This is a genomic window from Xanthomonas arboricola pv. populi, assembly GCF_002939945.1.
GTDB lineage: Bacteria > Pseudomonadota > Gammaproteobacteria > Xanthomonadales > Xanthomonadaceae > Xanthomonas > Xanthomonas arboricola_A.
The window spans coordinates 1142027-1166758 of sequence record NZ_MDEB01000001.1; the positions used below are offsets into that span (position 1 = coordinate 1142027).

The window sequence follows — 24732 nt, forward strand, 5'->3', positions numbered from 1 at the left end:
CGACGCCGGTCCCGCGACCGGCGTCGTCGTTTCCCGCTCTCCCCTTCCCATCCCCACGGAGCCCGCATGAACCTGTTTTCCCGCCTGTCCCTGCTGTTGTTGCTGTTGGTGCCGCTGGCGGCCTGCGCCGCCGACAACAACGCCCCGCCGGTCGAAGGCGACGACTACATCGTCATCGACGGCGGCCAGCCGTACGCGCCGCTGGCCGGCAAGGTCGAAGTGGTCGAAGTGTTCGGCTACACCTGCCCGCACTGCGCGCACCTCGAGCCAACCCTGGAAGCCTGGGTGGCCAAGCAGCCGTCCTATGTGCGCTTCACCCCGGTGCCGGCGGCATTCGGCGGGTTCTGGGATGCCTTCGCGCGCGCCTACTTCGCCGCCGACATCCTGGGCGTGGCCAAGCGCAGCCATCGCGCCATGTTCGAGGCGATCCACGAGAAGCAGACCGTGCCGACCCAGAACGTCGCCCCGGAGGAACTGGCCACGTTCTACGCCGGCTACGGCGTGCCGCAGCAGCGCTTCATCGAGACCTACAAGAGCCAGGCGGTCGACGCCAGGCTCGATGCCGCGCGCGAGTTCGCCAAGCGCAGCAAGCTGCCCGGCACCCCGGCCATCATCGTCAACGGTCGCTATCTGATCGGTGCGCGCAATTACCCGGACATGCTGCGCGTGGCCGATTACCTGATCGCCCGCGAACACGCCGCGCCTGCCAAGCGCTGAACCGCGTAACCGCCACCGACGGCCGCCCGTGGCATCATGCGCCCCGCGGCCGTCCGGCCCTTTCCTCGCCCCACGCTGGAGATCCAATCCGATGAAGACCCGCTTCGCCCTGACGCTGATGGCGCTGCTGCCGATCCTGGTCGCCTGCAAGGCCCAGGACGGCTCGTCCGACACCGCACCTGCGGCCACCACGCCGGCTGCCGAGACGGCGCCTGCTCCGGCCGCTGCCACGCCGGCCGCCGACCCCGCCGCACCGCCTGCGGTTGGCGAGAGCGCCAGCACCCCGCCGGCCGCCGCACCCAGCGCCGCACCGCGCGCGCCGAACGGCCCCGAGCCGGTCGCCGGCACCGACTATCTGGATATCGAAGGCGGCCAGCCGTACCAGCAGGCTGCCGGCAAGATCGAAGTGGCCGAGGTCTTCGGCTATGTCTGCCCCGCCTGCAACGCGTTCCAGCCGCTGATCGGGCCGTGGAAGGCCGGCCTGCCGTCGGACGTTCATTTCGTCTACGTGCCGGCGATGTTCGGCGGTCCGTGGGACGACTACGGCCGCGCGTTCTACGCCGCCGAAACCCTGGGCGTGCAGGAAAAGACCCACGAAGCGCTGTACAAGGCCATCCATACCGAACAGACCCTCAAGGGCGAGCGCGGCAAGGATTCGGTGCAGGACATCGCCGCGTTCTACGCCAAGTACGGCGTGGACCAGAAGACCTTCATCGATACCATGAGCAGCTTCGGCGTGTCGGCCAAGACCAACCGCGCCAAGCAGTTCGCCACCCGCAGCAAGCTCTCCGGCACCCCGTCGCTGATCGTCAACGGCAAGTACCTGGTCAAGGGCCAGAGCTTCCCGGACATGCTGCGCATCGCCGATCACCTGATTGCGCGCGAACGCGCCACGCTGGCCAAGTGATCCTGTCGATCGCCGCCCTGTGAACGCTTCGGATTCGCGCACCCTGCGGGTGCTGACGGCCAATATCCAGGCCGGCTCCAGCACCCGCCGTTACAGCGATTACGTCACGCGCAGCTGGTCGCACGCGCTGCCGCTGGGCAGCAAGCGCACCAGCCTGGACAGCATCGCCAAACTGGCCGGCGAGCGCGACATCGTCGGCCTGCAGGAAGCCGACCCGGGCAGCCTGCGCTCGGGTTTCACCAACCAGACCCACTATCTGGCCGAGCGCGCCGGCTTCCATTACTGGAGCCACCAGCCCAACCGCCGCATGGGCGGTGTCGCCTCCAGCGCCAACGGCTTGCTCAGCAAGCTGGAACCGCTGGAAGTGCAGGACCACGCCCTTCCCGGCCGGATCGGCGGGCGCGGCATCCTGCTGGCCAAGTTCGGGCAAGGTCGCGAAGGCCTGGCGGTGGCGGTGGCGCATCTGTCGCTGGGCGCCAACTCGCGCATGGCGCAGCTGGCCTTCATCGCCGAGTTGTTGTCCGAGCACCCCAACGCGATGTTGATGGGCGATTTCAACTGCATGGCCGACCGGCCGGAAATGCAGGCGCTGTATCGGCACACGCGATTGCAGCCGCCGAGCTGCGAAGTGCATACGTTTCCCAGCTGGCGTCCGGACCGGGCGATCGACCATATCCTGGTCAGCGACAGCCTCACCATCGAACATATCGAAGCGATTCCCGCAGCGTTCTCCGACCATCTTGCGGTCGGCATGGATATCCGCGTGCCGCTGCACCTGCTGCGTTAACACGCACGTCTATGTGGCTACGGGTTCGCACTGGCGGACTCGACCGATGACACCCCCTCGACGCCGCCTGTGCGATAACGCAGGCGGTTTTTCGTTGGGAGCACAGCACGTGATACGCGTCATATGAGTGTGTCGGCATGAGTGCGGTTGAGTCCCAGACGTTGCCGGTGCGCACCCTGCGGCCGGTGTTCGTGCTGGCGGCAACCGTGGTGTGTACGTTTGCGTTGCTGGTGTCGTTGTTTCCGCTGGATGCAGGCCGTGTGCTGCTGGGCGCGCAGACCTGGGCCTCGCGCAATGTCGGCTGGTACTACCTGCTGGCGATGACGGTGTACCTGGTGTTCGTGCTCGGCGTGGCCTTGTCCAGCTACGGCAACATCAAGCTCGGCGCCGATCACGACGAGCCGGAATTCAGCTATCTCTCCTGGGCCGGCATGTTGTTCGCTGCGGGCATCAGCATCACGCTGTTCTTCTTCTGCGTCTCCGAACCGCTCACCCATTACCTGCAACCGCCGCAGGGCGGCACCGGCAGCGGCGAAGCTTCCGCGCGGCAGGCGATGCAGCTGCTGTTCCTGCATTGGGGCCTGCATGGCTGGGGCGTGTTCGCGCTGGCAGCGATGGCGCTGGCGTATTTCGCATTCCGCCACAATCTGCCGCTGGCCTTGCGCTCGGCGCTGTATCCGCTGATCGGCAAGCGCATCAACGGGCCGATCGGCTACACCGTGGATGCGCTGGGCATCGTGGCCACCGTGTTCGGCCTGGGCGCGGACATGGGCTTTGGCGTGCTGCATCTCAACGCCGGCCTGAGCACCTTGATGGACGTGCCGCACGCGCATTGGGTGCAGGTCGCGCTGATCGTGGCGATGATGGGCGCGGCGATCGTGGTGGCGGTCTCCGGCGTGGAAAAAGGCGTGCGCTGGATGTCGGACATCAACATGCTGCTGGCGATCGCGCTGCTGCTGTTCATGCTGTTCGCCGGCCCCACGCAGTATCTGCTCAACGCGCTGATCCAGAATCTGGGCGACTACCTGGGCAGTGTGGTCAACAAGAGTTTCGACGTGTACGCCTACGGCGGCCGCAGCGACTGGCTGGGCAACTGGACGGTGTTCTACTGGGCGTGGTGGATCGGCTGGGCACCGTTCGTGGGCCTGTTCATCGCGCGTATTTCGCGCGGCCGCACCATTCGCGAGTTCGTGCTCGGCGTGCTGCTGATCCCGCTCGGCTTCACCCTGGCGTGGCTGTCGATCTTCGGCAACAGCGCGCTGGACCAGTTGCTGCACCACGGCCAGGGTGCGCTGGCGCAGCAGGCCATCGATGCGCCGGAGACGGTGTTGTATTCGCTGCTGCAGGGCTACCCGTGGAGCCGCACGGTGATCACGGTGACGGTGGCGATCAGCTTCGTGTTCTTCGTGACCTCTGCCGATTCGGGCACCGTGGTGTTGTCCACGCTGTCCTCGCATGGCGGAGAGCCGCACGACGATGGCCCGCGCTGGCTGCGCGTGTTCTGGGGCGTACTCACCGCCGTGGTCACTGCAGGCTTGCTGCTGGCTGGCAGCATGGACGCGCTGAAATCGGCCGTGGTGCTGGCCTCACTGCCGTTCTCCGCGGTGTTGCTGCTGATGGCGTGGGGATTGTCGCGCGCCCTCAGTGAAGAATCGCAGCGCAAGCGCGCGCAGCTCTACAGCCCCAGCCCGCTGATCGGGCAATCGCGGCATCACCGCGGCTGGCGTCAGCGCCTGGGCCAGGCGATGCATTTCCCGGCGCGCGATGAGGTCTATCGTTTCATGCACGACCAGGTGCGACCGGCGATCGAAGCGGTCACCGCGCAGCTGCAGGAAGAAGGCTGGCAGGTCAGCAGCCGGCTGGACGACGACGACATGGAAATCAGTGTCGACCACGGCGAGCAGCAGGGCTTCCGCTACCAGGTGGTGATGCGCGGCTACCTCACCCCGTCTTTCGCCGCGCAACGCCTGCGCAACCAACGCTATTACCGCGCCGAAGTGTATCTGTACGAAGGCAGCCAGGACTACGACCTGGTCGGTTACAGCCGCGAGCAGATCATCAACGACATCATCGATCAATACGAGCGTCACCTGCAGTTCCTGCATCTCACGCGCTGAGGTGCCACCGCTGCCGCGTGCGCCCCACAGGAGGTTTGTCATGCCACGTTTTCCCGACCAGTTGCTGTACATCGGCGGCCGTTATGTTCCCGCCCGCGGCGGCCACACCTTCGAGGTGGTCAACCCGGCCACCGGCGAAGTGCTGGCCAATGTGCACAACGCCGGTGCCGACGACCTGGATGCCGCCGTCGACAGCGCCAAGACCGGCCAACAGCAATGGGCGGCACTGACCACGGTGGAGCGCTCGCGCATCCTGCTGCGTGCGGTGGCGCTGCTGCGCGAGCGCAACGACGCGCTGGCCGAGCTGGAAACGCTCAACACCGGCAAGCCGCTAAGCGAAACCCGCAGCGTGGACATCGTCACCGGCGCGGACGTGCTGGAGTACTACGCCGGGGTGGCGCAGGCGCTGCAGGGCGCACAGCTGCCGCTGCGCGAAGGCAGCTTCTTCTACACGCGGCACGAGCCGCTGGGCGTGGTCGGCGCGATCGGCGCGTGGAATTACCCGATCCAGATTGCGCTGTGGAAAGCCGCGCCCGCACTGGCGGCCGGCAACGCAATGATCTTCAAGCCCAGCGAGGTGACGCCGCTGACAGCGCTCAAGCTGGCCGAACTCTTCACCGAAGCCGGCCTGCCCGATGGCGTGTTCAACGTGCTGCCCGGCGACGGCGCAAGCGTGGGCACCGCGCTCACCGAACACCCGCAGATCGAAAAGATCAGCTTCACCGGCGGCACTGCGACCGGACGCAAGGTGATGGCGAGCGCCTCGAGTTCGTCGCTGAAGGACGTGACCATGGAACTGGGCGGCAAGTCGCCCTTGATCGTCTGTGCCGACGCCGACCTGGATCTGGCCGCCGACATCGCGATGATGGCCAACTTCTACAGCTCCGGGCAGGTGTGCACCAACGGTACGCGCGTGTTCGTTCCACGCGCGCTGCGCAACGCCTTCGAGGCGCGGCTGCTGGCACGCGTGCAACGCATCCACATCGGCGACCCGCTGGACGAGCGCACCACCTTCGGCCCGATGGTCAGCGCCGCGCACATGCAACGCGTGCTCGACTACATCGAACAGGGCAAGGCGGAGGGCGCACGCCTGCTGTGCGGCGGCGAACGTCTGCGCGACGGCGCACTGGCACAGGGCTGCTATATCGCACCGACCATCTTCAGCGATTGCACCGACGTGATGGCCATCGTGCGCGAGGAGATCTTCGGGCCGGTGCTGAGCCTGCTCACCTACGACGACGAAGACGAAGCGATCGCGCGTGCCAATGCCACCACGTACGGCCTGGCCGCAGGTGTGGTGACGCCGGACCTGGCGCGCGCGCATCGCCTGATCCATCGCCTGCAAGCCGGCATCTGCTGGATCAACACCTGGGGCGAGTCACCAGCACCGATGCCGGTGGGCGGCTACAAGCAATCCGGCGTGGGTCGCGAGAACGGCCTGGCCACGCTGCAGGCCTATACCCGCACCAAATCCATCCAGGTCGAACTGGAACGCTACGCGTCGGTATTCTGACTGGCTGACGCCCCCTGACAGGCAGTCGCACAGCGCCACCGGCAACACGCGCGAGCCGCTACCTGCGAATCGTGCTGTCGGATCGACGGCTGCCGTTTCGAACAAAGACCGCCGGCCCACTGCGCAATCGTTTTGAAGCCGCTTCGACCGGCACCGCAACAAGGAGAAACTCATGCAACGCGAATACGACTACATCATCATCGGCGCCGGCTCGGCAGGTAACGTGCTGGCCGCGCGCCTGACCGAAGATCCGGGCGTCAGCGTGTTGCTGCTGGAAGCGGGCGGACCGGATTATCGGCTGGACTTCCGCACCCAGATGCCGGCGGCGCTGGCCTTCCCGCTGCAGGGCCGTCGCTACAACTGGGCCTACGAGACCGAGCCGGAGCCGCATATGGACAACCGGCGCATGGAATGCGGGCGCGGCAAGGGGCTGGGCGGCTCGTCGTTGATCAACGGCATGTGCTACATCCGCGGCAACGCGCTGGATTTCGACCACTGGGCCAGGCGGCCGGGCCTGGAAGACTGGAGCTACCGCGATGTGTTGCCGTATTTCCGCAAGGCCGAGACGCGCGACATCGGTGCCAACGATTATCACGGCGGCGAAGGCCCGGTCAGCGTCGCCACGCCGAAGAACGACAACAACGTGCTGTTCCATGCAATGGTGGATGCCGGCGTGCAGGCCGGTTACCCGCGTACCGACGATCTCAATGGCTATCAGCAGGAAGGCTTCGGGCCGATGGATCGCACGGTGACGCCGCACGGGCGTCGCGCAAGCACGGCGCGCGGCTATCTGGACATGGCGCGTCCACGCGATGGCCTGCACATCGTCACCCATGCCACCACCGATCGCATCCTGTTTGCCGGCAAGCGCGCGATCGGCGTGCACTACCTGGTCGGCAACAGCAGCGAAGGCATCGATGCGCATGCGCGCCGCGAGGTGCTGGTGTGCGCTGGCGCGATCGCCTCGCCGCAGCTGCTGCAACGCTCCGGTGTCGGCGCGCCGGATCTATTGCGCGCACTGGATGTGCAGTTGGTGCACGACCTGCCCGGCGTTGGCCAGAACCTGCAGGATCACCTGGAGGTCTACATCCAGTACGCCTGCACCAAGCCGGTGTCGTTGTATCCGGCACTGCAATGGTGGAACCAGCCGGCCATCGGTGCGCAGTGGTTGTTCGCCGGCACCGGCACCGGCGCCAGCAATCAGTTCGAGGCCGGCGGCTTCATCCGCACGCGCGAAGAATTCGACTGGCCCAATATCCAGTACCACTTCCTCCCCGTTGCGATCAATTACAACGGCAGCAATGCGGTGAAGGAACACGGCTTCCAGGCGCATGTGGGGTCGATGCGCACCCCCAGCCGCGGGCGCGTGCATGCCAAGTCGCGCGACCCGCGCCAGCATCCGTCGATCCTGTTCAACTACCAGTCCACCGATCAGGACTGGCAGGAATTCCGCGATGCGATCCGCATCACCCGCGAGATCATCGCCCAACCCGCACTGGACGCCTACCGCGGCCGAGAAATCAGCCCGAGCGCAGACTGCAAGACCGATGCCGAGCTGGACGCCTTCGTGCGCGCACGCGCAGAGACGGCGTATCACCCGTCCTGCTCCTGTGCGATGGGCAGCGATGACATGGCGGTGGTCGACGGACAGGGCCGTGTGCACGGCATGGAGGGCCTGCGTGTGATCGATGCATCGATCATGCCGCGCATCATCACCGGCAACCTCAACGCCACCACCATCATGATCGCCGAGAAGATCGCCGATCGCATGCGCGGCCGCACGCCACTGCCGCGCAGCACGGCGGACTACTACGTGGCTGGCGATGCGCCTGTGCGTGGGTGATGCTAGAAAACACGGTGCGCCACCCTGAGTCGAGTGCGCGGTGCCCTCACCGCTCGCGGGACACGCCGCAAGGACGTCCTTGTAGGCTCGGTGGCGGCATCCATGCCGCCACACGGTCCCGCAATCGGTGAGGACACCGCACCAGAAAGTTTGCAGGTTGTTTATTGAAAGCCTGTCTTCTGATCCCGTTGCGTTGCGGAGCTGATCGGATGCGCCATTACCGAACAACGCACGTCATGCACTGCTTGCAGCCATGCACACCGACCATCTTCGATGGTCCTTGCCCGCTCACCGTCGCGGGACCTTACGCGGCATGGATGCCGCGTAAGAGCCTGCAAGGACGTACTTGCGGCGTGTCCTGCGATGGTGGGCGGGCAAGGGCCCCGCAGCCAACGCGCAGCGTCGAGGGCGCGGCGCCCTCACCGCTTGCGGGACACGCCGTAAACCCGTCCATGGGGGCTCGGTGGCGGCATCCGTGCCGCCACACGGTCCCGCAACCGGCAAGGACACCGCACCAGGAAGTTAGTCGGTGCTTTATTGAAAACCATGCACACCGACCAACTCGACTGGTCCTTGCCCGCCCACCGTCGCGGGACCTTATGCGACATGGATGCCGCATAAGAGCTTACAGGGACGTACTTGCAGCGTGTCCCGCGATGGTGGGCGGGCAAGGGCCCTGCAGCCAAGCCACAGATCAGCCGCTCTCCGCTTTACGACCGACCCGACCTGATGGACTAAAACTTCAAATCCACCCGCGCATACCAGAAGCGCCCACCGGGAATGTCGTAAGTGGATGCGTCATAGCCGTTGAGTGAGCACGATAGGCACAGCGGCGGATCCTTGTCGAACACGTTGTTCAAACCGGCCGTGAGTTGCAGACCCTTGAGCCAATCGACGCGATAACCCACCTGCGCATCGTGATAAGTGATCGCATCCAGGCGATTGGTGCCCACGGTCGCATCGGAACACACTGCGAATTCCACCGCATCGCCGCATTGCTCGGTGAGTTTGGAAATGTGGCGCGCCGTCCACGAGGCGGTCCAATTACCCAGCGACCAATCCAGCACTGCATTGCTGGTCCATTCGGGAATTGCGCTGTCGACCACTTCGATGCCTGGCCCCTGCGGCTGACGCTGTCCTGCCGCACCGAGCGCCTCGTAACGGCCCACGAAGGTGTTCTGCCAAGACAACGTGAAACGGCCAAACGCCGTCTCCGGCAACGTCCAGAACAGATCCACATCCCAACCATCGGTCTTGATCGAGCCCAGGTTGGTCAACCGATTGTTGAACGCATTGATGCCGCCGGTAGACGCGCGCCCGATGCCATTGCAATACAGCGTGTCCAAGGTATCCACGCACAGGTCCAGCTGCGTTTGCGCATTGATCGCCTGGATCGCGCCATCGACATGGTGCCGATAGAACGTCATCTCCAGATCGAGGCGGTCGGACCAGCTGGCATTGCTGGCGAAGCCCGGGCTGAACACGAAGCCCGCGCTGAAGCTGCGCGAGCGCTCCGGATCCAGTTGCTCATTGCCGCCGGTGGTGACCGAGATCTGCTGGTTGGCCTGTTGATACCCGGCCGGTACGCCGAGCGATGCGCAGTTGGCGGCGCTGCCGCGCGGCGCGGTGCCGCCCAACCCGATCGAGCATGGATCGGACAACTGCAGATCGGCGCGCGCCGCCGAACCGAACAACTCGCCGATGGTCGGCGCACGGAAGCCTTCCGCGTAACTGGTGCGCAGCACCAACTCATCGGTGACCTGCCAACGCAAGCCGTATTTGGGCGTGAACTCGCCACCGAACGTGGAGTAGTCCGAATAGCGGCCAGCGATGTTCAGGTCGAGTCTGCCGCCCAACGACGAATTGGCGAAGATCGGGATATTGAGTTCGAGATAGGCCTCGTTGACGTCGTAGCTGCCCGAGGTCGGCAACGACGGCACACCGTTGTAGCGTCCCGCCACGGTGAGCGGATCGGGTTGGTACGACCCTTCGTACTTGCGGTACTCGTAGCCGGTGGCGAACGACACCGCACCGCCGGGCAGCTGGAACAACTCGCTGCTCAGGTTGGCGGTGAACAGGCTCAACTCGTTCTGGCTGCGGTCGCGCACCACCGGCTGGATCCAGCGCAACATCTCCGGCGTGATGCTGCCGGTGCCGCTGAAGATATCCAGCGGCACGCAGCCGGCCACCGCCGCACACGCGGCCGGATCGCCCAGGCCCAGATTGATGTTGTAGAGGTTGTAGCTGCCGTAGTTGGTCTGTTCGGCCTTGTTCTTGCTGTACATGCCGTTGATGTCCCAGAACCAGGTGCGCGCCGCGCCTTCGAAGGTGCCCACCAGACCGGTGCCGAAATACTGCGTGTCGACCTGTTGCTCGAAGCGGCGCGCCCCGCCTTCCACCGGGCGGCGGCCGATCTGGATCAGGTTGGTGGCCGAATTCAACTCAAAGCCGAACGGATTGAACGGATTGAGCGCGGAAATCACGATGTTGTCGGCCAGCGGATTGCCGGTACCGGCATCGGGGCCGAGAAAGATCGGCTCCGGCGCTGCCTGGTTGGTCGACTCGCGCCGGTTGCCCAGCGCCTTGACGTACCACTGCACGTCGTCGTTGAAGTAATAGCGGAACTGCGCAAACACGCCCTTGCGCTCGGACGGCGTCAGCAACAGATTCTGTTCTGCAAAGTTGTAGCGGTCCGCGGTGCCGAAGCAGTGGTAATCGTCGCTGCGTGTACAGCCGGCACTGCCGTCGTATTGCGGCGCGCCGACGCCGGCGTTGGGCGTGAGGTTCTGGCGCACGCCGGTATTGGGGTCGACGAACTGGAAGCGACCATCCGGCGTTGCCGAGCTGGCGAAGGTCAACCCGGTACCCGGTATCGGGAAGCGGGCCTGCGCGCGATCGCGCGCATAGATTGGTTCCTGCTTGACGTAGCTGGCGCCCAGAAACAGGCTGAAATCCTCGCCGCTGGTGCCCCAGGCCAGATCCATGCCCTGGTTGGCGCCGTCGCCCTTGCCGTATTGCCCGTAGTTGAGCGTGACCTGCGCACCGTCGAAGCTGCGCCGGGTGATGATGTTGACCACGCCGGCGATCGCATCAGAGCCGTACAGCGACGAGGCGCCATCTTCGAGCACCTCGATGCGCTCCACGATGGCCAATGGAATGGTGTTGAGGTCGGTCGAGGAACCCACGCCGGAGGCCGAGGATTCGTTCACCCAGCGGATGCCATCCACCAGGACCAGCACGCGCTTGGAGCCGAGATGGCGCAGATCCACCTGCGCCGAGCCGGCGCCCACACCACCGCCATCGGGCGGAAAGCCGAAGTTGCCGGACGAGTTGAACTTGGCGTTGAGCGCCGACCCCGATGCAGTGAGTTCCTGCAGCACCTCGCCGATGGAGGTCAGGCCGGTGCGTTCGATGTCGGCGCGGTTGAGCGTCTGGATCGGCACCTGGCCCTGCAACTCTGCGGTCTTGATGCGCGTGCCGGTGACCTGCACGCTGTCGAGCGTGCGCGTACTCGAGGCAGGCTCGGGCTGTTGCGCCCAGGCGAGTGTGGGAACCAGACACAACGACAACGGCACGGCCAGGCATGACCGAGGTGGGCCAATCAGACGCTTCATCCTTTCTCTCTCCAGAAGGATTCTTGAGTGTCCGCACGCCCCCGTGCCCCGCGGTCCGCCCCCACTTTTAAACGAAGCCTTAACGCCCCGCAAGCCGGCCTTGCCGCAGTGGGAAGTGGTCCGCATTGCGCTGCGGCGGCAGGCCACGGGTGCGCATGCGCGGTACGCACTTGCATCGCATTGCACGCCCGTCGCTGCCGGCAGCGTCGGTTGGTACCGATCTGGTGCGCATTCACTCAGGCGCGCAGGCGCGCTTCGGTATCATCGCGCAATGACTTACGCCCCCCGTCTTGCCACTGTTTTCGTCGGCCTGCTGTGCCTTGGCAGCACGGCGCTGCATGCCCAAAGCCTCGACCCGCAATTGACCGCCATGCGCGATGCCATCGCTGCTGCAGAGCGCGGGCAGTCCGATGCCGGTCAGCTCGGCGCGTTGAACCGCCACCCGCTCTACGGCTGGCTGGAATTTGCCACGCTCAAGCGCAACATCGACAACGTCTCCAACACGCAGGCGCAGGGATTTCTGCAGCGTTATGCGGGCCAGCCGGTGGCCGAGAGCTTCCGCAGCACCTGGTTGCCGGCGGTTGCGCGCCGCCAGGACTGGAACACGTTGCTGGCCAACTGGAAGCCCACCGACAACCTGGGCCTGCGCTGCGCGCAGCTGACCGCGCGCCAGGCGACCGGCAAGCTGGATGCACAGTGGAGCCGCGATGCGTTGACGTTATGGCGTGGCGGCAAGGGCCTGCCCGACGCCTGCGATCCGGTGGTCGCCGGGCTGGAAGCGCGGGGCGAACTCACCCCGGCGCTGCGCTGGGAACGCGTGGAGGCGGCCGCCGATGCACAGCTTCCTGCGGTGATGCGCACGGCCGCGCGCGGCCTGCCGGCGGCCGATCTGGCCCTGGCTAACGATTACGCCGCGTTTCTGGACAAGGTGCATCCACGTGCATCGAGCTGGCCCAAGACCGAGCGCAGCCGTCGCATCGTGGTCGACGGCCTGGCCAAGCTGGCCAAGAGCGATCCGGACGCGGCCGAGCAGCAGTTGCCGCAGCTGGCCAGCGCGCTCGGCTTCAGCGAGGCGCAGCGCGGGCAGGTGCTGTACCAGATCGCGCTATGGACGGTGGCCTCGTATCTGCCGGATTCGGCGCGTCGCCTCAATGCGGTCCCCGATGCCTCATACGACGAGCGCCTGCACGAATGGCGTGCGCGCGAAGCGATGTCGCGTGGCGACTGGCCGGCTGCATTGGCGGCGATCCGCAAGATGCCGGCCACCCAGCGCAGCGATTCGCGCTGGCAGTATTTCGAAGCGCGCCTGGCCGAGAAGACCGGCGCGGCCGCAGCCGCACAGCCGCTGTATCGCGCAGCCGCGCAATCGCCGACCTTCCACGGCTTCCTGGCCGCCGATCGCCTGCAGCAGCCCTATCGGCTGTGTCCGTGGGAGCCCAAGGACAACCCGCAGGCCAAGGCCGCCGTCGCGCGCGATCCGGCGTTGATCCGCGCGATCGCCTTGTTCCAGATCGACCGCCCCGGTTGGGCCGTGGCCGAGTGGAACGATGCCGCGAGCCGCTTCGACGACACCCAGCGGCGGCTGGCGGTGCAGGTGGCCAGCGAAAACGGCTGGTTCGATCGCGCAGTGTTCGCGCTCGGCAAGCAGCCGGACGAACAACGCCTGTATGCGCTGCGCTTTCCGCTGCATCACGACGACAGCATTCGCCGCGAAGCGGCCAAGAACGCGATCGATCCGGCCTGGGTGGCAGCAGAGATCCGTGCCGAAAGCATCTTCAATCCACGCGCGCGTTCGCCTGCCAACGCGATGGGCCTGATGCAGGTCTTGCCGGGCACCGGCGCGGCCGTGGCGAAGGGCATCGCCCTGCCGGGTTACGCGGGCGCAAACAGCCTGTACGAGCCGGACACCAACATCGCCATCGGCACCGCTTATCTACGCCAGTTGCTCAATACCTACGGCGTGCCCTACCTCACCATCGCCGCCTACAACGCCGGCCCGGGGCCGACCGGGCGCTGGCAATCGCAACGGCCCAACTTCGAGCCGGATTTCTGGATCGAGACCATCAGCTACAAGGAAACCCGCGAGTACGTCGCACGCGTGCTGGCTTTCAGCGTGATCTACGACTGGCAACTCAACGGCGACATGCTGCCGCTGAGCGATCGCCTGATGGGCAAGCTGGTGGACAAGCGCCTGAAGCCGGTCTGCACGGCAGGCCAGACGACCACTAACGCGGCGCAGGACTGAGCTTCAAGTCAGCCGACAAGCACCACCGCCGGATGAGGTGGTAGCGCTTGCGCGGTTGGGGGTGGTTGTCGCTCGGCCACGGGTGCGAGAGCTGGGTGGGCGCGCCATTACCGAACAACGCGTTCCAGGCAGTGCTTGCCCCATGCACACCGACCATCTCGACTGGTCCTTGCCCGCCCACCGTCGCGGGACCTTACGCGGCATGGATGCCGCGTAAGAGCCTCCATGGACGGATTCACGGCGTGTCCCGCGATGGTGGGCGGGCGAGGGCCCTGCAGCCAAGCCGCAGATACGCCGCTCTCAGCGCTACGACTGAATGACCCGCATTGACCAATCGGGACCAGCTGCCGAGATTTGCATGTTGGCGTCACCTGGCATTCCAAAACGCTGCGCGGAAATCCCACAGCAATTGATGCATGGTGTTTCGACCCGCGCACCGCATCGGGCATCATGTTGCGATGAAGATCTATCTCGTTGGCGGCGCAGTCCGCGATGCCCTGCTTGGCCAACCCGCTGGCGACCGCGACTGGGTCGTGGTCGGTGCCGGTCAGGCGCAGATGGAACGCCTGGGCTTCAAACCGGTGGGGAAAGATTTCCCGGTGTTCCTGCACCCGCGTAGCGGCGAGGAATATGCGTTGGCGCGTACCGAGCGCAAGTCCGGGCGCGGCTATCGCGGCTTTGTGGTGGATGCCGATCCGTCGGTGACGCTGGAAGAAGACCTGCTGCGCCGCGACTTCACCATCAATGCGATTGCGCGCGACGAGGACACCGGCGAGTTGTTCGATCCGTATGGTGGCGCGCGCGATCTGCAAGCGCGCGTGCTGCGGCACGTGGGTCCGGCCTTTGTCGAAGATCCCGTGCGTGTGTTGCGCGCTGCCCGCTTCATGGCGCGGCTGGCGCCGCTTGGTTTCACTATTGCGCCAGAGACCGCAGCACTGATGCGTCAGATGGCCGCCAGCGGCGAACTGGACAGCCTGGTCCCCGAACGTGTGTGGCAGGAATTACGCCGCGTTTTGGAGAGTGCGCAGCCGTCGGCATTTCTGCGCACGCTGCACGACACCGATGCGTTGCGTGTCATCCTGCCCGAAATCGACGCGCTGTATGGCGTGCCGCAACGTGCCGAGTTCCATCCGGAGGTGGATACCGGCATTCACCAGGAGATGGTCAGCGACATGGCCGCGCGACTGGCGCCCGGCGATGCGCTGGCGGGCTTTGCCGCACTGACCCACGACCTGGGCAAGGCGCTCACGCCGCCGGAGGAGTGGCCGCGCCACATCATGCACGAACAGCGCGGTGTCGCCCCGCTGCAGGCATTGTGCGAGCGCCTCAAGGTGCCGCAGGATTATCGCCATCTTGCCATCACCGCCTGCCGCGAACATCTGAACGTGCACCGCCTGGCCGAACTGCGCGACCGCACCGTGCACGAGCTGCTGGTGCGCTGCGACGCGTTCCGCCGCCCCGAGCGCATCGCACAACTCGCGCTGGTCTGCGAAGCCGACAAGCGTGGCCGGCTGGGCAGCGAAGAGGCCGCATATCCACAGGGCGAACAACTCAAACGCCTGCATGCGGCTGCGCTGGCCATCAATGCGCGCGACCTGGCCGCAGAAGGCCTGCAAGGCCCGCAGATCGGCGAGGCACTGGCGAAGGCACGGATTGCGGCGATTGCGGCTGCGCGCAAGACCAGCGCGTAGCCGAGGCGTCGCGCATACCGTTGTAGCAACGCAACGTAGATGCGAGAGCGCCAGGCAAATATGACTGCACCGCTCCGGGCTGGCGAACACCCATCCCGGGCGACGTCAGGGATGCAGGGCACACGTGGGGTGTTTGCCATTCAACAAGGCGGCTGCACGCGAGCAGCCGCCCGGCCAGGCGTCACAGCTTGAAATTCAGACTCAGCATGAAAGAGCGGCCGTTCTTGTAGATGTAGTACGGCTGGTTCTTGTTGCCGATATAGCTGAAGTAGGTTTCGTCCAGCAGATTGGTGGCTTCCAGCGCCACACGCAGCCGCTCGGTGGCCTGATAGCCGAACGAGGCATCGACCTGGGTGAACGCGTCGGTCATCTGCTGCCCGTTGAGGCGGCCGATCTGGGTGAAGTATTCCGAGCGCCAGCCCAGGTTCACCCGTGCACTCCATTTGCCCTGCTCGTAGTACGGGCTGATGTTGTAGGCGTTGCGCGAGTTGTACGGCAGGCTGTAATCGCCATCGGTTTTAGAATCGGAATAGGTGTAGTTGGCCACCACGCCGAAGCCGTTGCCGAAGTTGTGCTGCAGGTTGAGCGCCACGCCGCGCACCTTGGCATCGCCGGCGTTGGTCGGCACGGAGGTCTGGTAGGTACTGGAGCCGCCGGTGGCATTGTTGAAGAACACCCGGTCTTCCACGGTAGTCAGGATGTAGTTGGAGATATCGCGCGAGAAGAATTCGCCGCTGAGCAGGCTGCTGTCGGAGAAGTACCACTCCAGCGATGCGCCCAGGTTGGTGGACTCGTACGGACTCAATCCAGGATTACCCGTGGACGCGGTGAGCGTGGTGTCGTCGGTGGCCACGTACGGGGTCATGTTGGTATAGCGCGGCCGTGCGATCACCTTGGAGGCAGCAAAGCGCAGCATCAGATCGTCGCGCAGGTCGTAGGCGATGTTGAAGGACGGCAGCCACTTGCCGTAACTGTTGAGGAAGTTGACCGGCGTGTAGCCGCCGCCGGGCGCGTAGCTGAAACCATCGGTGGAATCGCGCGTGTGCACGTAACGCACGCCGATGTTGCCGCGATAGCGCTCGCCGGAGAAATTGCCCTGCAGGAACCAGGCACGGTTCTGCTCCTCGATGCTGTAGTTGCCGGCGTAGCTGATCGGCAAGCCGTCATCGCCTTCCAGGCCGCCGATGTACTGGCTGATGGCGCCGCTGTTGATGGTCGACCAGCGCTGCATGTCGGCGCTGGTCGACAAGCCGTCCAGATAGCCCGACGGCGTGGTTCCCGGCGAGAACGCGGCCAGCGTGCTGCCGTCGTTCGGGGTCCAGGTGCGGCTGTACGCCGACTGCCCGGTGGCGTGATTGGTGAGCTTGATACCGGTCAGGATCTGCGTGAACGGCCCCCACTCCACCGCATGGTCGAAGTCCAGCTGCAGGTAGCGCTCCTTGTCGTACTGCGGGCTGTGGCTGGCGGAGGCGTTGTTGAGTTGCATCGCCGCCGCGTTGGTGGGGTCGGTGCTGTAGTCCATCGCGGTGCGGCGCCCGTCGATGTTGTAGCTGTAACCGGCCAGGTTGCGGAACTGGATGCCGTAGATGCGCTCGGCGCCGCCTTGCGAACTGGTGTAGCCCACCTGGCTGGACGCATTCCAGCCGTCGCCGTGCCAGTCGGCACGCAGATGGATGCTGCCGGTGCTGACATCGCTGTTGCGCAGGTAGCCATCCAGGAATGTGGTGGACTGATCGCCGAAGGTGCCCGAGGTCGCCACGCCGTTCTCGAAGCCCAGCGCCTGCGCATCGCCAGGGTTGGAGCCCCAGTACCCGTAGCGGCTCTGGTTGTAGTTGTCGAAACTTTCCTTGACGTACAGGCCGGTCAGGTTGAGCTCGAAATCGGCATCCGGCTTCCACTGCAACGCGGCACTGACACCATCGCGTTTGCGCGTCTGCTGAAACAAGGCGGTATTGATCGAGGTTGGAAACACACCGGTGTTATTGCCGATCACGGCCGGCGGAAACCCTGCACCTTGCACATCGTCGTAGCCGAAGATCTCCACGCCATCGCGACGCAGCACGCGCTGCGAATGCATCACCGAGGTGAGTACACCGAACGTTTCATCCTGGTTCTTCCAGCTGTATAGCGCTGACGCGTTCGGCTTGCCTTCGTCGGAACGGTCGTTGTAGCCGTAGCTCACCGTGCCGGTCAGCGTATTGCGCTCGAGATCCAGCGGCTTGCGCGTGTGTACGATTACGGTGCCGCCGATCGAACCTTCGTCGATGCGCGCCTCCGGTGTCTTGTAGACCTCCATCAGGCCGACCACTTCCGGCGCCAGCGTGCTGTAGTTGAACGAGCGGCTGTCCGGGTCGTTGGGGTCGCCACCCCAACTGGTGGAGGCAATGGTCTGGCCGTTGAGCAGCACACGATTGAGCGCCGGATCGGTGCCGAGGATGCTGACCTTCTCGCCTTCACCGAATTGCCGGTCCACGGTGATGCCGGACAGGCGCGACAGCGACTCGGCGACGTTGGTATCGGGGAATTTGCCGATGTCTTCGGCACTGATCGCATCGACGATCGCATCGGCATTACGCTTGACGTTGAGTGCCTTGCCGAGGCTGGCCTGATAGCCGACGACCTTGACCTCGTCCAGCGTGGACACCGAGGGATTGGTTTGCGCGGGTGCCTGTTCTTGCGAGGCTGCAGCCTGCTCCTGCGCACCTGCAGGCAACGCGGCAATACCTGCCAGGGCAGCGCCACCGATCAACAGGCTGCGGACTGCAGCACTCAGCGGCGTGCGACGTAGCGGATGCGCATGGCAGAACACGTGACGGGACAACTCGAACACACGGGAAGACGGCATTGCGTAGACCTCTTGACGGATGTCAGGTGGCAACCAGGTGGTTGCACGACAACGCGCGATGCGCGTGACATGCCCGCACTCCGTCCCCTGTGCCGGATGCGAGCAGCGTCCCGCACCGACGTGGCGGCATGCGGGTCAGCGCCGGTCCGGCCAGCGGCCGGACGACAACGTTTTCAAGAATTCAGAAGTGGCTCCTGCTCGCTGACAACGTTATCAGCGAAGGTGCCTTTCGCGGCCGGGGCTGTCAACTCGCTGCCACACATCGCCGGTTTTATGCCTGAAACCGCAGCTTCGATGCAGATATTGGAATGACAGCGCGATCGCGACCGCATTCATTTGCTTCGATGAGCAGACCACTGCGCGTAGCGACCTGATGCCACAAGGTTGCGCAGCCGGATGTTGCGATGCAGGGTGTGTTGCAGGCTTTGATGTGGTGAACGGTGTACGCAACGCCTTGCCAAACGACTGCGATTGCACTGCGAACGTGCTGCAAGCGCATGCGGCTGCAGTCGCCGCCGGGCGTTTACTGCAACGGGCGGCGCGTCGGTTGCACCACGCGTTGCGTGACGTCGGAAGCGCCCGAGTTCTTCTTGGCCGCTCCATCGTTCGACACTGATTCCTTTCCGGAACTTGGCGAAAGCACGCCCTGCACTCGCGCACGCACGGTCACGCGTCACCGCACTGACGATGTCGGTTCACTGCTGGCAATATGCAAACAAAGCTTCAAACGCATCGCGCCGCACGAACGGGTTCGTGCGGCGGCGTGCGGACTTACTCGCGCTGCCCGGCTACCCAGGTGCCAAGCACCTGCACATCGGCATCCACCAGCACCAGGTCGGCCTGATAGCCCGGTGCAATACGCCCCAGCCGCTCACCCAGTCCGATGCATTGCGCAGGATAGGTCGATGCCATGCGTGCAGCTTCGGCCAGGTCCACGCCCAGCCACTGCACGCTGTTGCGCACGGCCGTGGCCATGTCCAGCGCCGAGCCGGCCAGGGCGCCGTCGGCATTGCGCACCACGCCATCGACGGCGGTGATGGTTTCGCCATACAGGTCGAAACTGGGGCTGTCGGCACCGACCATCGGCATGGCGTCGGTGACCAGCAACAGCTTGCCGCGCGGCTTGGCGGCCAGCGCCAGGCGCAGGCTGGCCGGATGCACGTGCACGCCGTCGACGATGATGCCGCACCACACAGCAGGGTCTTCCAATGCGGCGCCCACCGCGCTGGGCTCGCGCCCGCTTAGTTGCGACATCGCGTTGTACAGATGGGTGAACCCGCTGACGCCGGCGGCAATGCCGTCGCGTGCCTGCTCGTAGCTGGCTGCGGTGTGGCCGGCAAACACGATTGCGCCACCGGCGACGAAGGCGCGGATGTCGTCCAGCGGCACGCGCTCGGGCGCGAGCGTGATCAGGGTGACGCCGTTGTCCAGCGAGGTATCGACCGCAATCTCGTGCGCGTCGGGCAGGCGGAACTTGTGCGCGTCGTGCGTGCCCTTGCGCGCCGGGCTCAGGTACGGGCCTTCCAGATGGATGCCGAGCACGCCGGGCACGCCTTGCGCGATGGCCTGCCGCGTGGCGTCGATCGCCTCGGCCATGACCTCGGCCGTGTCGCTGATCAGCGTCGGCAGCATGCCGGTGGTGCCGTAGCGGCGATGTGCAGCAGCAATGGTGGCCAGTGCCTGCGGGTCGCGCGCGTTGTTGAACAACACGCCGCCACCGCCATTGACCTGGATGTCGATGAAGCCGGGCAGCAAGATGGCGCCGCCCAGATCCATGCGCGTATGCGCCTGCGCAACGCGCGCATCGTCGGCCGTCACCACCGCGTGGATCTGCGTGCCGGCCAGCAGGACGACCAGTCCATCCTGCAGGCCGTCGTCGGTGAGCACGCGTGCATTGCACAACGCTTGAATCGGGGAAGCATCCATGTTCAAACGGTTTCCGTGACCTTGTTCAAATGCGGCGGCAGATCGGGATTGTTGCCACGTTGCAGGGCCAGCGCGTTGATCGCGCGATAGAAGCTCTGCACGGTCAACAGCGGCGCGCTGGCCGGATGCGCCGCATCCACAAGCGGCAGATCGCCGTCGGGCGCGGCCAGCCACACCTGCGCGCCGCGTGCGCGGAACTCTTCGGCCAGCGCGCGCGTGCCCGCGCCGGTTTCATCCGGCTGCGCAAACACCAGCACCGGGAAGCCCGGTCCCACCAGTGCCATCGGGCCGTGTTTGACCTCGGCCGAACTGTAGGCTTCGGCATGCAGGCCGCAGGTTTCCTTGAACTTCAGGGCCGCTTCCTGCGCGGCGCCCAGGCCCAGGCCGCGACCGAGCACGAACAGGTTGTGCGCGGGCGCCAGGCCGGTGGTGAGTGCGGACCAGTCGGCCTGCCAGGCGTTGCGCAACTGTTGCGGCAATGCATCCACCGCCGCGAGCAGGCCCGGGTCGTTCTTCCACACCGCGCCCAGGTGCAGCAGCGCAGCCAGCGAGGCGAGATAACTCTTGGTGGCAGCGACGCTTTTTTCCGGGCCTGCGCCCAGGGGAATCACCACCTCGGCCAGTTGCGCCAGCGGCGAATCCTCCACATTGACCAGGGCGACCACGCGCGCGCCGGCCGCCTTGGCGGCCTCGGCATTGCGCAACAGGTCCGGGCTCTTGCCCGATTGCGAAATCACGATGTACAGCGCGCCGCGCAACTGCAGCGGCGCTGCGTAGACCGAACCCACCGACGGCGATGCAGAGGCGGTCACGATGCCGAGTTGTGTTTCGAACAGATACTTGGCGTAGGTCGCTGCGTGATCGGAACTGCCGCGCGCGCAGGTCACCACGAACGGCGGCGGCGTGTCGCGCAGCGACTGCGCGAGGGCGGCGACGGTGTCGGCGTTACGGGCGAACTGTGCGGCGACCACGTCGGCGGTCTGCGCCGCCTCGCGGAACATCAAGGTCTCGGTTTCGGTGGGAAGGCTCATCAGGCTCAGGCGGATTCGGGAGGAAGGGATTTGGCCGACGGCGTCTGCGCCGGTGCAGTGGAACCGCGCACCACCAGCTGCGGCACGAAGCCGCGGTTCTGCAATTGCGCAGGCTGGTCGTCGTAGGCATCGCTGCGCAACTGGCTGATCAACAGGCGTGCGGCATGCCGCGCGATGTCGTCGGTGGCCTGCTTGGCGGTGGTCAGTGCCGGCCACGACTGGCGCGAGAACGGGCTGTCTTCGAAGCCGGCGATCGACAATTGATACGGCACGTTCATGCCGGTGGACTTGGCCGCCGCCAGCACGCCTGCGGCGATTTCATCGTTGCTGCCGAAGATGGCGGTCGGCGGCTCGCGCAACGACAGCAGCCGGCGCGCGCCACGGAAGCCGTCGTCGAAGGTGTAATCGCCGGGAATCACCAGGTGCTTGTCCAGGGTGATGCCGTAGTCCTTCAACGCGGCTTCGTAACCGGCGTAGCGCTCGCCGCTGGAGCGGTGCTGCGGGCCGCCCCACAGGAACCCGATGCGCTGATGGCCCAACTGCACCAGATGCTCGGTGATTTCGTAGGCGGCAGCGCGGTCGTCGATATACACGCAGGGGCCATCGCCCGGATCGTCGGTGGCGGCGATGATGCGCACGCTCTTGATGCCGCGCGCAGCCAGGCCGGCCATCAGCTCGGGGCGCTCGGACATCGGTGCGGTCAGCACCACGCCGGCCAGCCGCGAGCGCTGCACCCATTCGGCCAGTTCGTCGGCCAGCAATGGCGAGGTGGAATCGCAGGGATGGATCTGCAGCCCGAAGCCGGTCTCGCGGCAGGCGGCCAGCACGCCGTTCTGGATGCCGATGATGTGATACGGGTTGGGATTGTCGTAGACCAGACCGATCACGAACGGCGTGCCGCTGCGCAGGTTGCGCGCGGACGGGTCGGGTTCGTAGTCCAGATCGGCGATGGCGCGCAGCACGCGCGCGCGCGTGGCCTGCATCACCGAAGGTTCGTTGTTGATCACGCGCGACACGGTCTTCAACGAGACCTTGGCGCGCTCGGCGACATCTTTGATGGTGGGCCTGCGCATGGGTATGCCTTGTTCGTCGGAACGCATCATGCTGCCTGGTTCACTTGGCATGGGCCGGCAGGCCCACACGGTAACCGCGCAGCGAATAGAACAGGATGTACAGATAGCACGGCACCATCAGCGCAGCGAACACGACCTGGAAGTCGTAGTGCTGTTTGAGAATGGCGAACAGCTGCGGAATGATCGCGCCGCCGGCAATGCCCATGACCAGCAATGCCGAACCGATCTCGGTGAAGCGGCCGAGCCCGCGAATGGCCAGCGGAAAGATCGCCGGCCACATCATCGCGTTGGCAAACCCGAGCGCGGCCACGAAGCCCACCGACACATAGCCGTGGGTCAGCAGCGCGCCCAGCGAGAACAGCACACCCAGCACCGCCGACACGCTCAGGTAGCGCGCCTGCGAGATCACCCGCGGGATCAGCACCAGGCCGGCGAGATAGCCCAGCAGCATCGCGCCCAGCGTGTAGGAGGTGAAGATCTTGGTGCTGTCCAGCGGCAGGTCGAAACCGTGCCCGTAGGTGCCGATCGCATCGCCGGCCATCACTTCCACGCCCACGTAGACGAACAGGCACAACACGCCAAGCCACAGATGCGGGAACTGGAAGATGCTGGACTTCTGCACGCCGGCCGCGCTGCCTGGCGTGGCATTGGCCTCGGACGCTCGCAGCTCCGGCAGTGGCGAGAACAGCACGCCGATCGCCAGCAACAGCAGCACGCCGGACATCACCAGATACGGTGCGTGGATCTTGGCGGCGAAGGCGGTGAGCAGTTGTTCCTTGGTGCCGGCATCGGCGCTGGCCACCTGCGCGGACAGATCGCCGATGCCGTGCAGCACCAGCGTGCCGATCAGGATCGGCGCCAGGATGCCGGCGATCTTGTTGCAGATGCCCATCAGCGCGATCCGCCGCGCGGCACTTTCGATCGGCCCGAGAATGCTGATGTACGGATTGATCGCCGTCTGCAGCAGCGCCAGGCCGCTGCCGATCACGAACAGCCCGCCCAATGCGCCTGGATACCAGCGCTGGGTGGCGAACTGGCCGAAGCCGGCCGCGCCCACCGCCATCACCACCAGACTCAGCGCCAGCCCCTTCTTCATGCCGGTGCGCTTGAGGATCCACGACGACGGCAGCGCCAGGAAGAAATACGACAGGTAGAACACCATCAGCACCAGGAAGGCATTGACCTCGTTGAGGTCGAACGCCAGCCGCACGAAGGTGATCAGCGGCCCGTTGATCCAGGTGAAGAAGCCGATGATGAAGAACAGCACGCCGACGATGGCGATCGAGACAACGGGATTTGCGGGCCTGGCGGTAGTCATGGATCGGCTGGCTCTTGAGTTGTCGGTTGGGGGGCGCCGCGCTGGATCAGCGACGCAGTTCGGCGACGAAATCGTAGAAATCGTTGTGGCAATAGGTGTCGGTCAATTCGATCGCGCTGCCGTCGCGCGCATAGCCCACGCGCACCACATGCAGGATCGCCTCGCCGGTCTTCATGCGCAGGTGTTCGGCCAGGCGCGCGGGCAGATTGATCGCGCGGAAATACTGGAGCGCGCGCACCACCGGGGTGCCCTGCGCATCCAGATAGCTGTAGAGCGAATCGCCGATCTGCTGCGGGTCGGCGACGATGCGCTGCGGCAACACCGCATGCTCGTAGGCCATGACCCGGGCGTCGGCGCTGCGCAGGCGCGTCAGCGAGGCGACCGCCGCGTCCGGCGACAACCCCAGCCGCAGGATCTCTTCGCCATGTGCCGGGCGCAGCCGCCGCTCCAGCCAGCGCGTGCCGGGCTCGTAGCCCTTGATGCGCAGCGTCTCGCTGAAACTGGTCAGGCCGCTGAGCTGGTGCTGGATCTGCGTGGTGACGAAGGTGCCGGCGCCCTGCCGACGCGAGACCAGGCCCTGTTCGACCAGCACGTCCACCGCCTGGCGCAGGGTCACCCGCGAGATCTGCAGCCGCTCGCACAGCTGGCGCTCGGCCGGCAGTGCTTCGCCGGCCTTCCACTGCGCGCCGCGGATCTGCTCGTCCAGCTTGCTCGCCAATTGCAGATACAGTGGTGTCGGCGCGGAGGCATCCAGCGCCAGCGCGTCCATCCGGGGGTCGGTGTCCGTCCTGGCTTCGGTTTTCGGTTTGGCCATTGCCTGTCCTCCGGACCGACTTGGATTCGTTAGGTCCAATATAGTACCAATTTTCCCACAGCGCATTAACTGCTGCTCCCGGGAAGCGGAGCAAGCTGCCAGCTGAGGGCGCCATCGAACACGCAGACGGGCCGCGACCTGGCAGGCAGCGGGGAGAGGGCACCATCGCAAGCCTGTGCGCGACCTGGGTCTGCGTTCACCACATCGCTGGCTGAAAAGACCTGGCCGTAGGGACCAGTACCGCCGATGCGTCCTTCGTTCACCGCCGTTGAACGCCAACCACGCACTCGC

General features: G+C 65.6%; 15 protein-coding genes. 8 read left to right on the forward strand and 7 right to left on the reverse strand.

Annotation, left to right across the window (positions count from 1 at the left end; genetic code table 11):
* Positions 1–66: 66 nt before the first annotated feature.
* The 6 genes from XaplCFBP3123_RS05565 (at position 67) to betA (ending at position 7884) form a co-directional block, all read left to right on the forward strand.
* A complete protein-coding gene (locus XaplCFBP3123_RS05565; protein WP_104533090.1) occupies positions 67–717 on the forward strand; it encodes a thiol:disulfide interchange protein DsbA/DsbL in 651 nt (216 codons plus the stop codon).
* Positions 718–808: 91 nt separating this feature from the next.
* On the forward strand, positions 809–1624 hold the full coding sequence (locus tag XaplCFBP3123_RS05570; protein ID WP_104533091.1) for a thiol:disulfide interchange protein DsbA/DsbL: 816 nt from the start codon (positions 809–811) through the stop codon (positions 1622–1624).
* Positions 1625–1673: 49 nt separating this feature from the next.
* On the forward strand, positions 1674–2411 hold the full coding sequence (locus XaplCFBP3123_RS05575) for an endonuclease/exonuclease/phosphatase family protein (protein WP_104533297.1): 738 nt from the start codon (positions 1674–1676) through the stop codon (positions 2409–2411).
* A gap of 137 nt (positions 2412–2548) precedes the next feature.
* Positions 2549–4528 (forward strand): choline BCCT transporter BetT, encoded by a 1980-nt coding sequence (gene betT, locus XaplCFBP3123_RS05580; RefSeq protein WP_104533092.1) that lies wholly within the window; start codon positions 2549–2551, stop codon positions 4526–4528.
* A 40-nt stretch (positions 4529–4568) separates the two neighbouring features.
* Positions 4569–6041, forward strand: coding sequence for a betaine-aldehyde dehydrogenase (betB, locus tag XaplCFBP3123_RS05585; protein WP_104533093.1), 1473 nt, complete (start codon positions 4569–4571; stop codon positions 6039–6041).
* A 172-nt stretch (positions 6042–6213) separates the two neighbouring features.
* On the forward strand, positions 6214–7884 hold the full coding sequence (gene betA / locus XaplCFBP3123_RS05590) for a choline dehydrogenase (protein ID WP_104533094.1): 1671 nt from the start codon (positions 6214–6216) through the stop codon (positions 7882–7884).
* 734 nt (positions 7885–8618) lie between these two features.
* Here betA and XaplCFBP3123_RS05605 read toward each other — a convergent pair.
* Entirely contained in the window at positions 8619–11498 is a 2880-nt protein-coding gene (locus XaplCFBP3123_RS05605; RefSeq protein WP_104533095.1) for a TonB-dependent receptor, read from the reverse strand.
* A 271-nt stretch (positions 11499–11769) separates the two neighbouring features.
* Here XaplCFBP3123_RS05605 and XaplCFBP3123_RS05610 point away from each other — a divergent pair, with 271 nt between their 5' ends.
* Positions 11770–13743, forward strand: a complete 1974-nt coding sequence (locus XaplCFBP3123_RS05610; protein WP_104533096.1) for a transglycosylase SLT domain-containing protein — start codon at positions 11770–11772, stop codon at positions 13741–13743.
* Between the two features lie 458 nt (positions 13744–14201).
* A complete protein-coding gene (locus tag XaplCFBP3123_RS05615) occupies positions 14202–15434 on the forward strand; it encodes a multifunctional CCA addition/repair protein (RefSeq protein ID WP_104533097.1) in 1233 nt (410 codons plus the stop codon).
* 181 nt (positions 15435–15615) lie between these two features.
* Here the strand turns inward: XaplCFBP3123_RS05615 and XaplCFBP3123_RS05620 are convergent, their stop codons facing one another.
* The 6 genes from XaplCFBP3123_RS05620 to XaplCFBP3123_RS05645 form a co-directional block, all read right to left on the reverse strand.
* A complete protein-coding gene (locus XaplCFBP3123_RS05620) occupies positions 15616–18279 on the reverse strand; it encodes a TonB-dependent receptor (RefSeq protein WP_172453084.1) in 2664 nt (887 codons plus the stop codon).
* A 771-nt stretch (positions 18280–19050) separates the two neighbouring features.
* A complete protein-coding gene (gene nagA / locus XaplCFBP3123_RS05625) occupies positions 19051–20205 on the reverse strand; it encodes an N-acetylglucosamine-6-phosphate deacetylase (RefSeq protein ID WP_104533098.1) in 1155 nt (384 codons plus the stop codon).
* 2 nt (positions 20206–20207) lie between these two features.
* Positions 20208–21236, reverse strand: coding sequence for an SIS domain-containing protein (locus XaplCFBP3123_RS05630; RefSeq protein ID WP_104533099.1), 1029 nt, complete (start codon positions 21234–21236; stop codon positions 20208–20210).
* A gap of 5 nt (positions 21237–21241) precedes the next feature.
* Positions 21242–22309 carry a LacI family DNA-binding transcriptional regulator gene (locus XaplCFBP3123_RS05635; RefSeq protein ID WP_104533299.1) on the reverse strand — a complete coding sequence of 356 codons (1068 nt, stop codon included), beginning with the start codon at positions 22307–22309 and terminating at the stop codon, positions 21242–21244.
* A 40-nt stretch (positions 22310–22349) separates the two neighbouring features.
* Positions 22350–23627 carry a sugar MFS transporter gene (locus XaplCFBP3123_RS05640; protein ID WP_104533100.1) on the reverse strand — a complete coding sequence of 426 codons (1278 nt, stop codon included), beginning with the start codon at positions 23625–23627 and terminating at the stop codon, positions 22350–22352.
* A 46-nt stretch (positions 23628–23673) separates the two neighbouring features.
* Positions 23674–24396, reverse strand: a complete 723-nt coding sequence (locus XaplCFBP3123_RS05645; RefSeq protein WP_172453120.1) for a GntR family transcriptional regulator — start codon at positions 24394–24396, stop codon at positions 23674–23676.
* Positions 24397–24732 lie beyond the last annotated feature (336 nt).

Coding starts and splice junctions, on each gene's coding strand:
- XaplCFBP3123_RS05630 (WP_104533099.1), bottom strand. CDS start 21,236: ATGAGCCTTCCCACCGAAACCGAGACCTTGATGTTCCGCGAGGCGGCG.
- XaplCFBP3123_RS05620 (WP_172453084.1), bottom strand. CDS start 18,279: ATGCCGTCTTCCCGTGTGTTCGAGTTGTCCCGTCACGTGTTCTGCCAT.
- XaplCFBP3123_RS05635 (WP_104533299.1), bottom strand. CDS start 22,309: ATGCGCAGGCCCACCATCAAAGATGTCGCCGAGCGCGCCAAGGTCTCG.
- XaplCFBP3123_RS05570 (WP_104533091.1), top strand. CDS start 809: ATGAAGACCCGCTTCGCCCTGACGCTGATGGCGCTGCTGCCGATCCTG.
- betB (WP_104533093.1), top strand. CDS start 4,569: ATGCCACGTTTTCCCGACCAGTTGCTGTACATCGGCGGCCGTTATGTT.
- XaplCFBP3123_RS05615 (WP_104533097.1), top strand. CDS start 14,202: ATGAAGATCTATCTCGTTGGCGGCGCAGTCCGCGATGCCCTGCTTGGC.
- betA (WP_104533094.1), top strand. CDS start 6,214: ATGCAACGCGAATACGACTACATCATCATCGGCGCCGGCTCGGCAGGT.
- betT (WP_104533092.1), top strand. CDS start 2,549: ATGAGTGCGGTTGAGTCCCAGACGTTGCCGGTGCGCACCCTGCGGCCG.
- XaplCFBP3123_RS05565 (WP_104533090.1), top strand. CDS start 67: ATGAACCTGTTTTCCCGCCTGTCCCTGCTGTTGTTGCTGTTGGTGCCG.
- nagA (WP_104533098.1), bottom strand. CDS start 20,205: ATGGATGCTTCCCCGATTCAAGCGTTGTGCAATGCACGCGTGCTCACC.
- XaplCFBP3123_RS05610 (WP_104533096.1), top strand. CDS start 11,770: ATGACTTACGCCCCCCGTCTTGCCACTGTTTTCGTCGGCCTGCTGTGC.
- XaplCFBP3123_RS05645 (WP_172453120.1), bottom strand. CDS start 24,396: ATGGACGCGCTGGCGCTGGATGCCTCCGCGCCGACACCACTGTATCTG.
- XaplCFBP3123_RS05605 (WP_104533095.1), bottom strand. CDS start 11,498: ATGAAGCGTCTGATTGGCCCACCTCGGTCATGCCTGGCCGTGCCGTTG.
- XaplCFBP3123_RS05640 (WP_104533100.1), bottom strand. CDS start 23,627: ATGACTACCGCCAGGCCCGCAAATCCCGTTGTCTCGATCGCCATCGTC.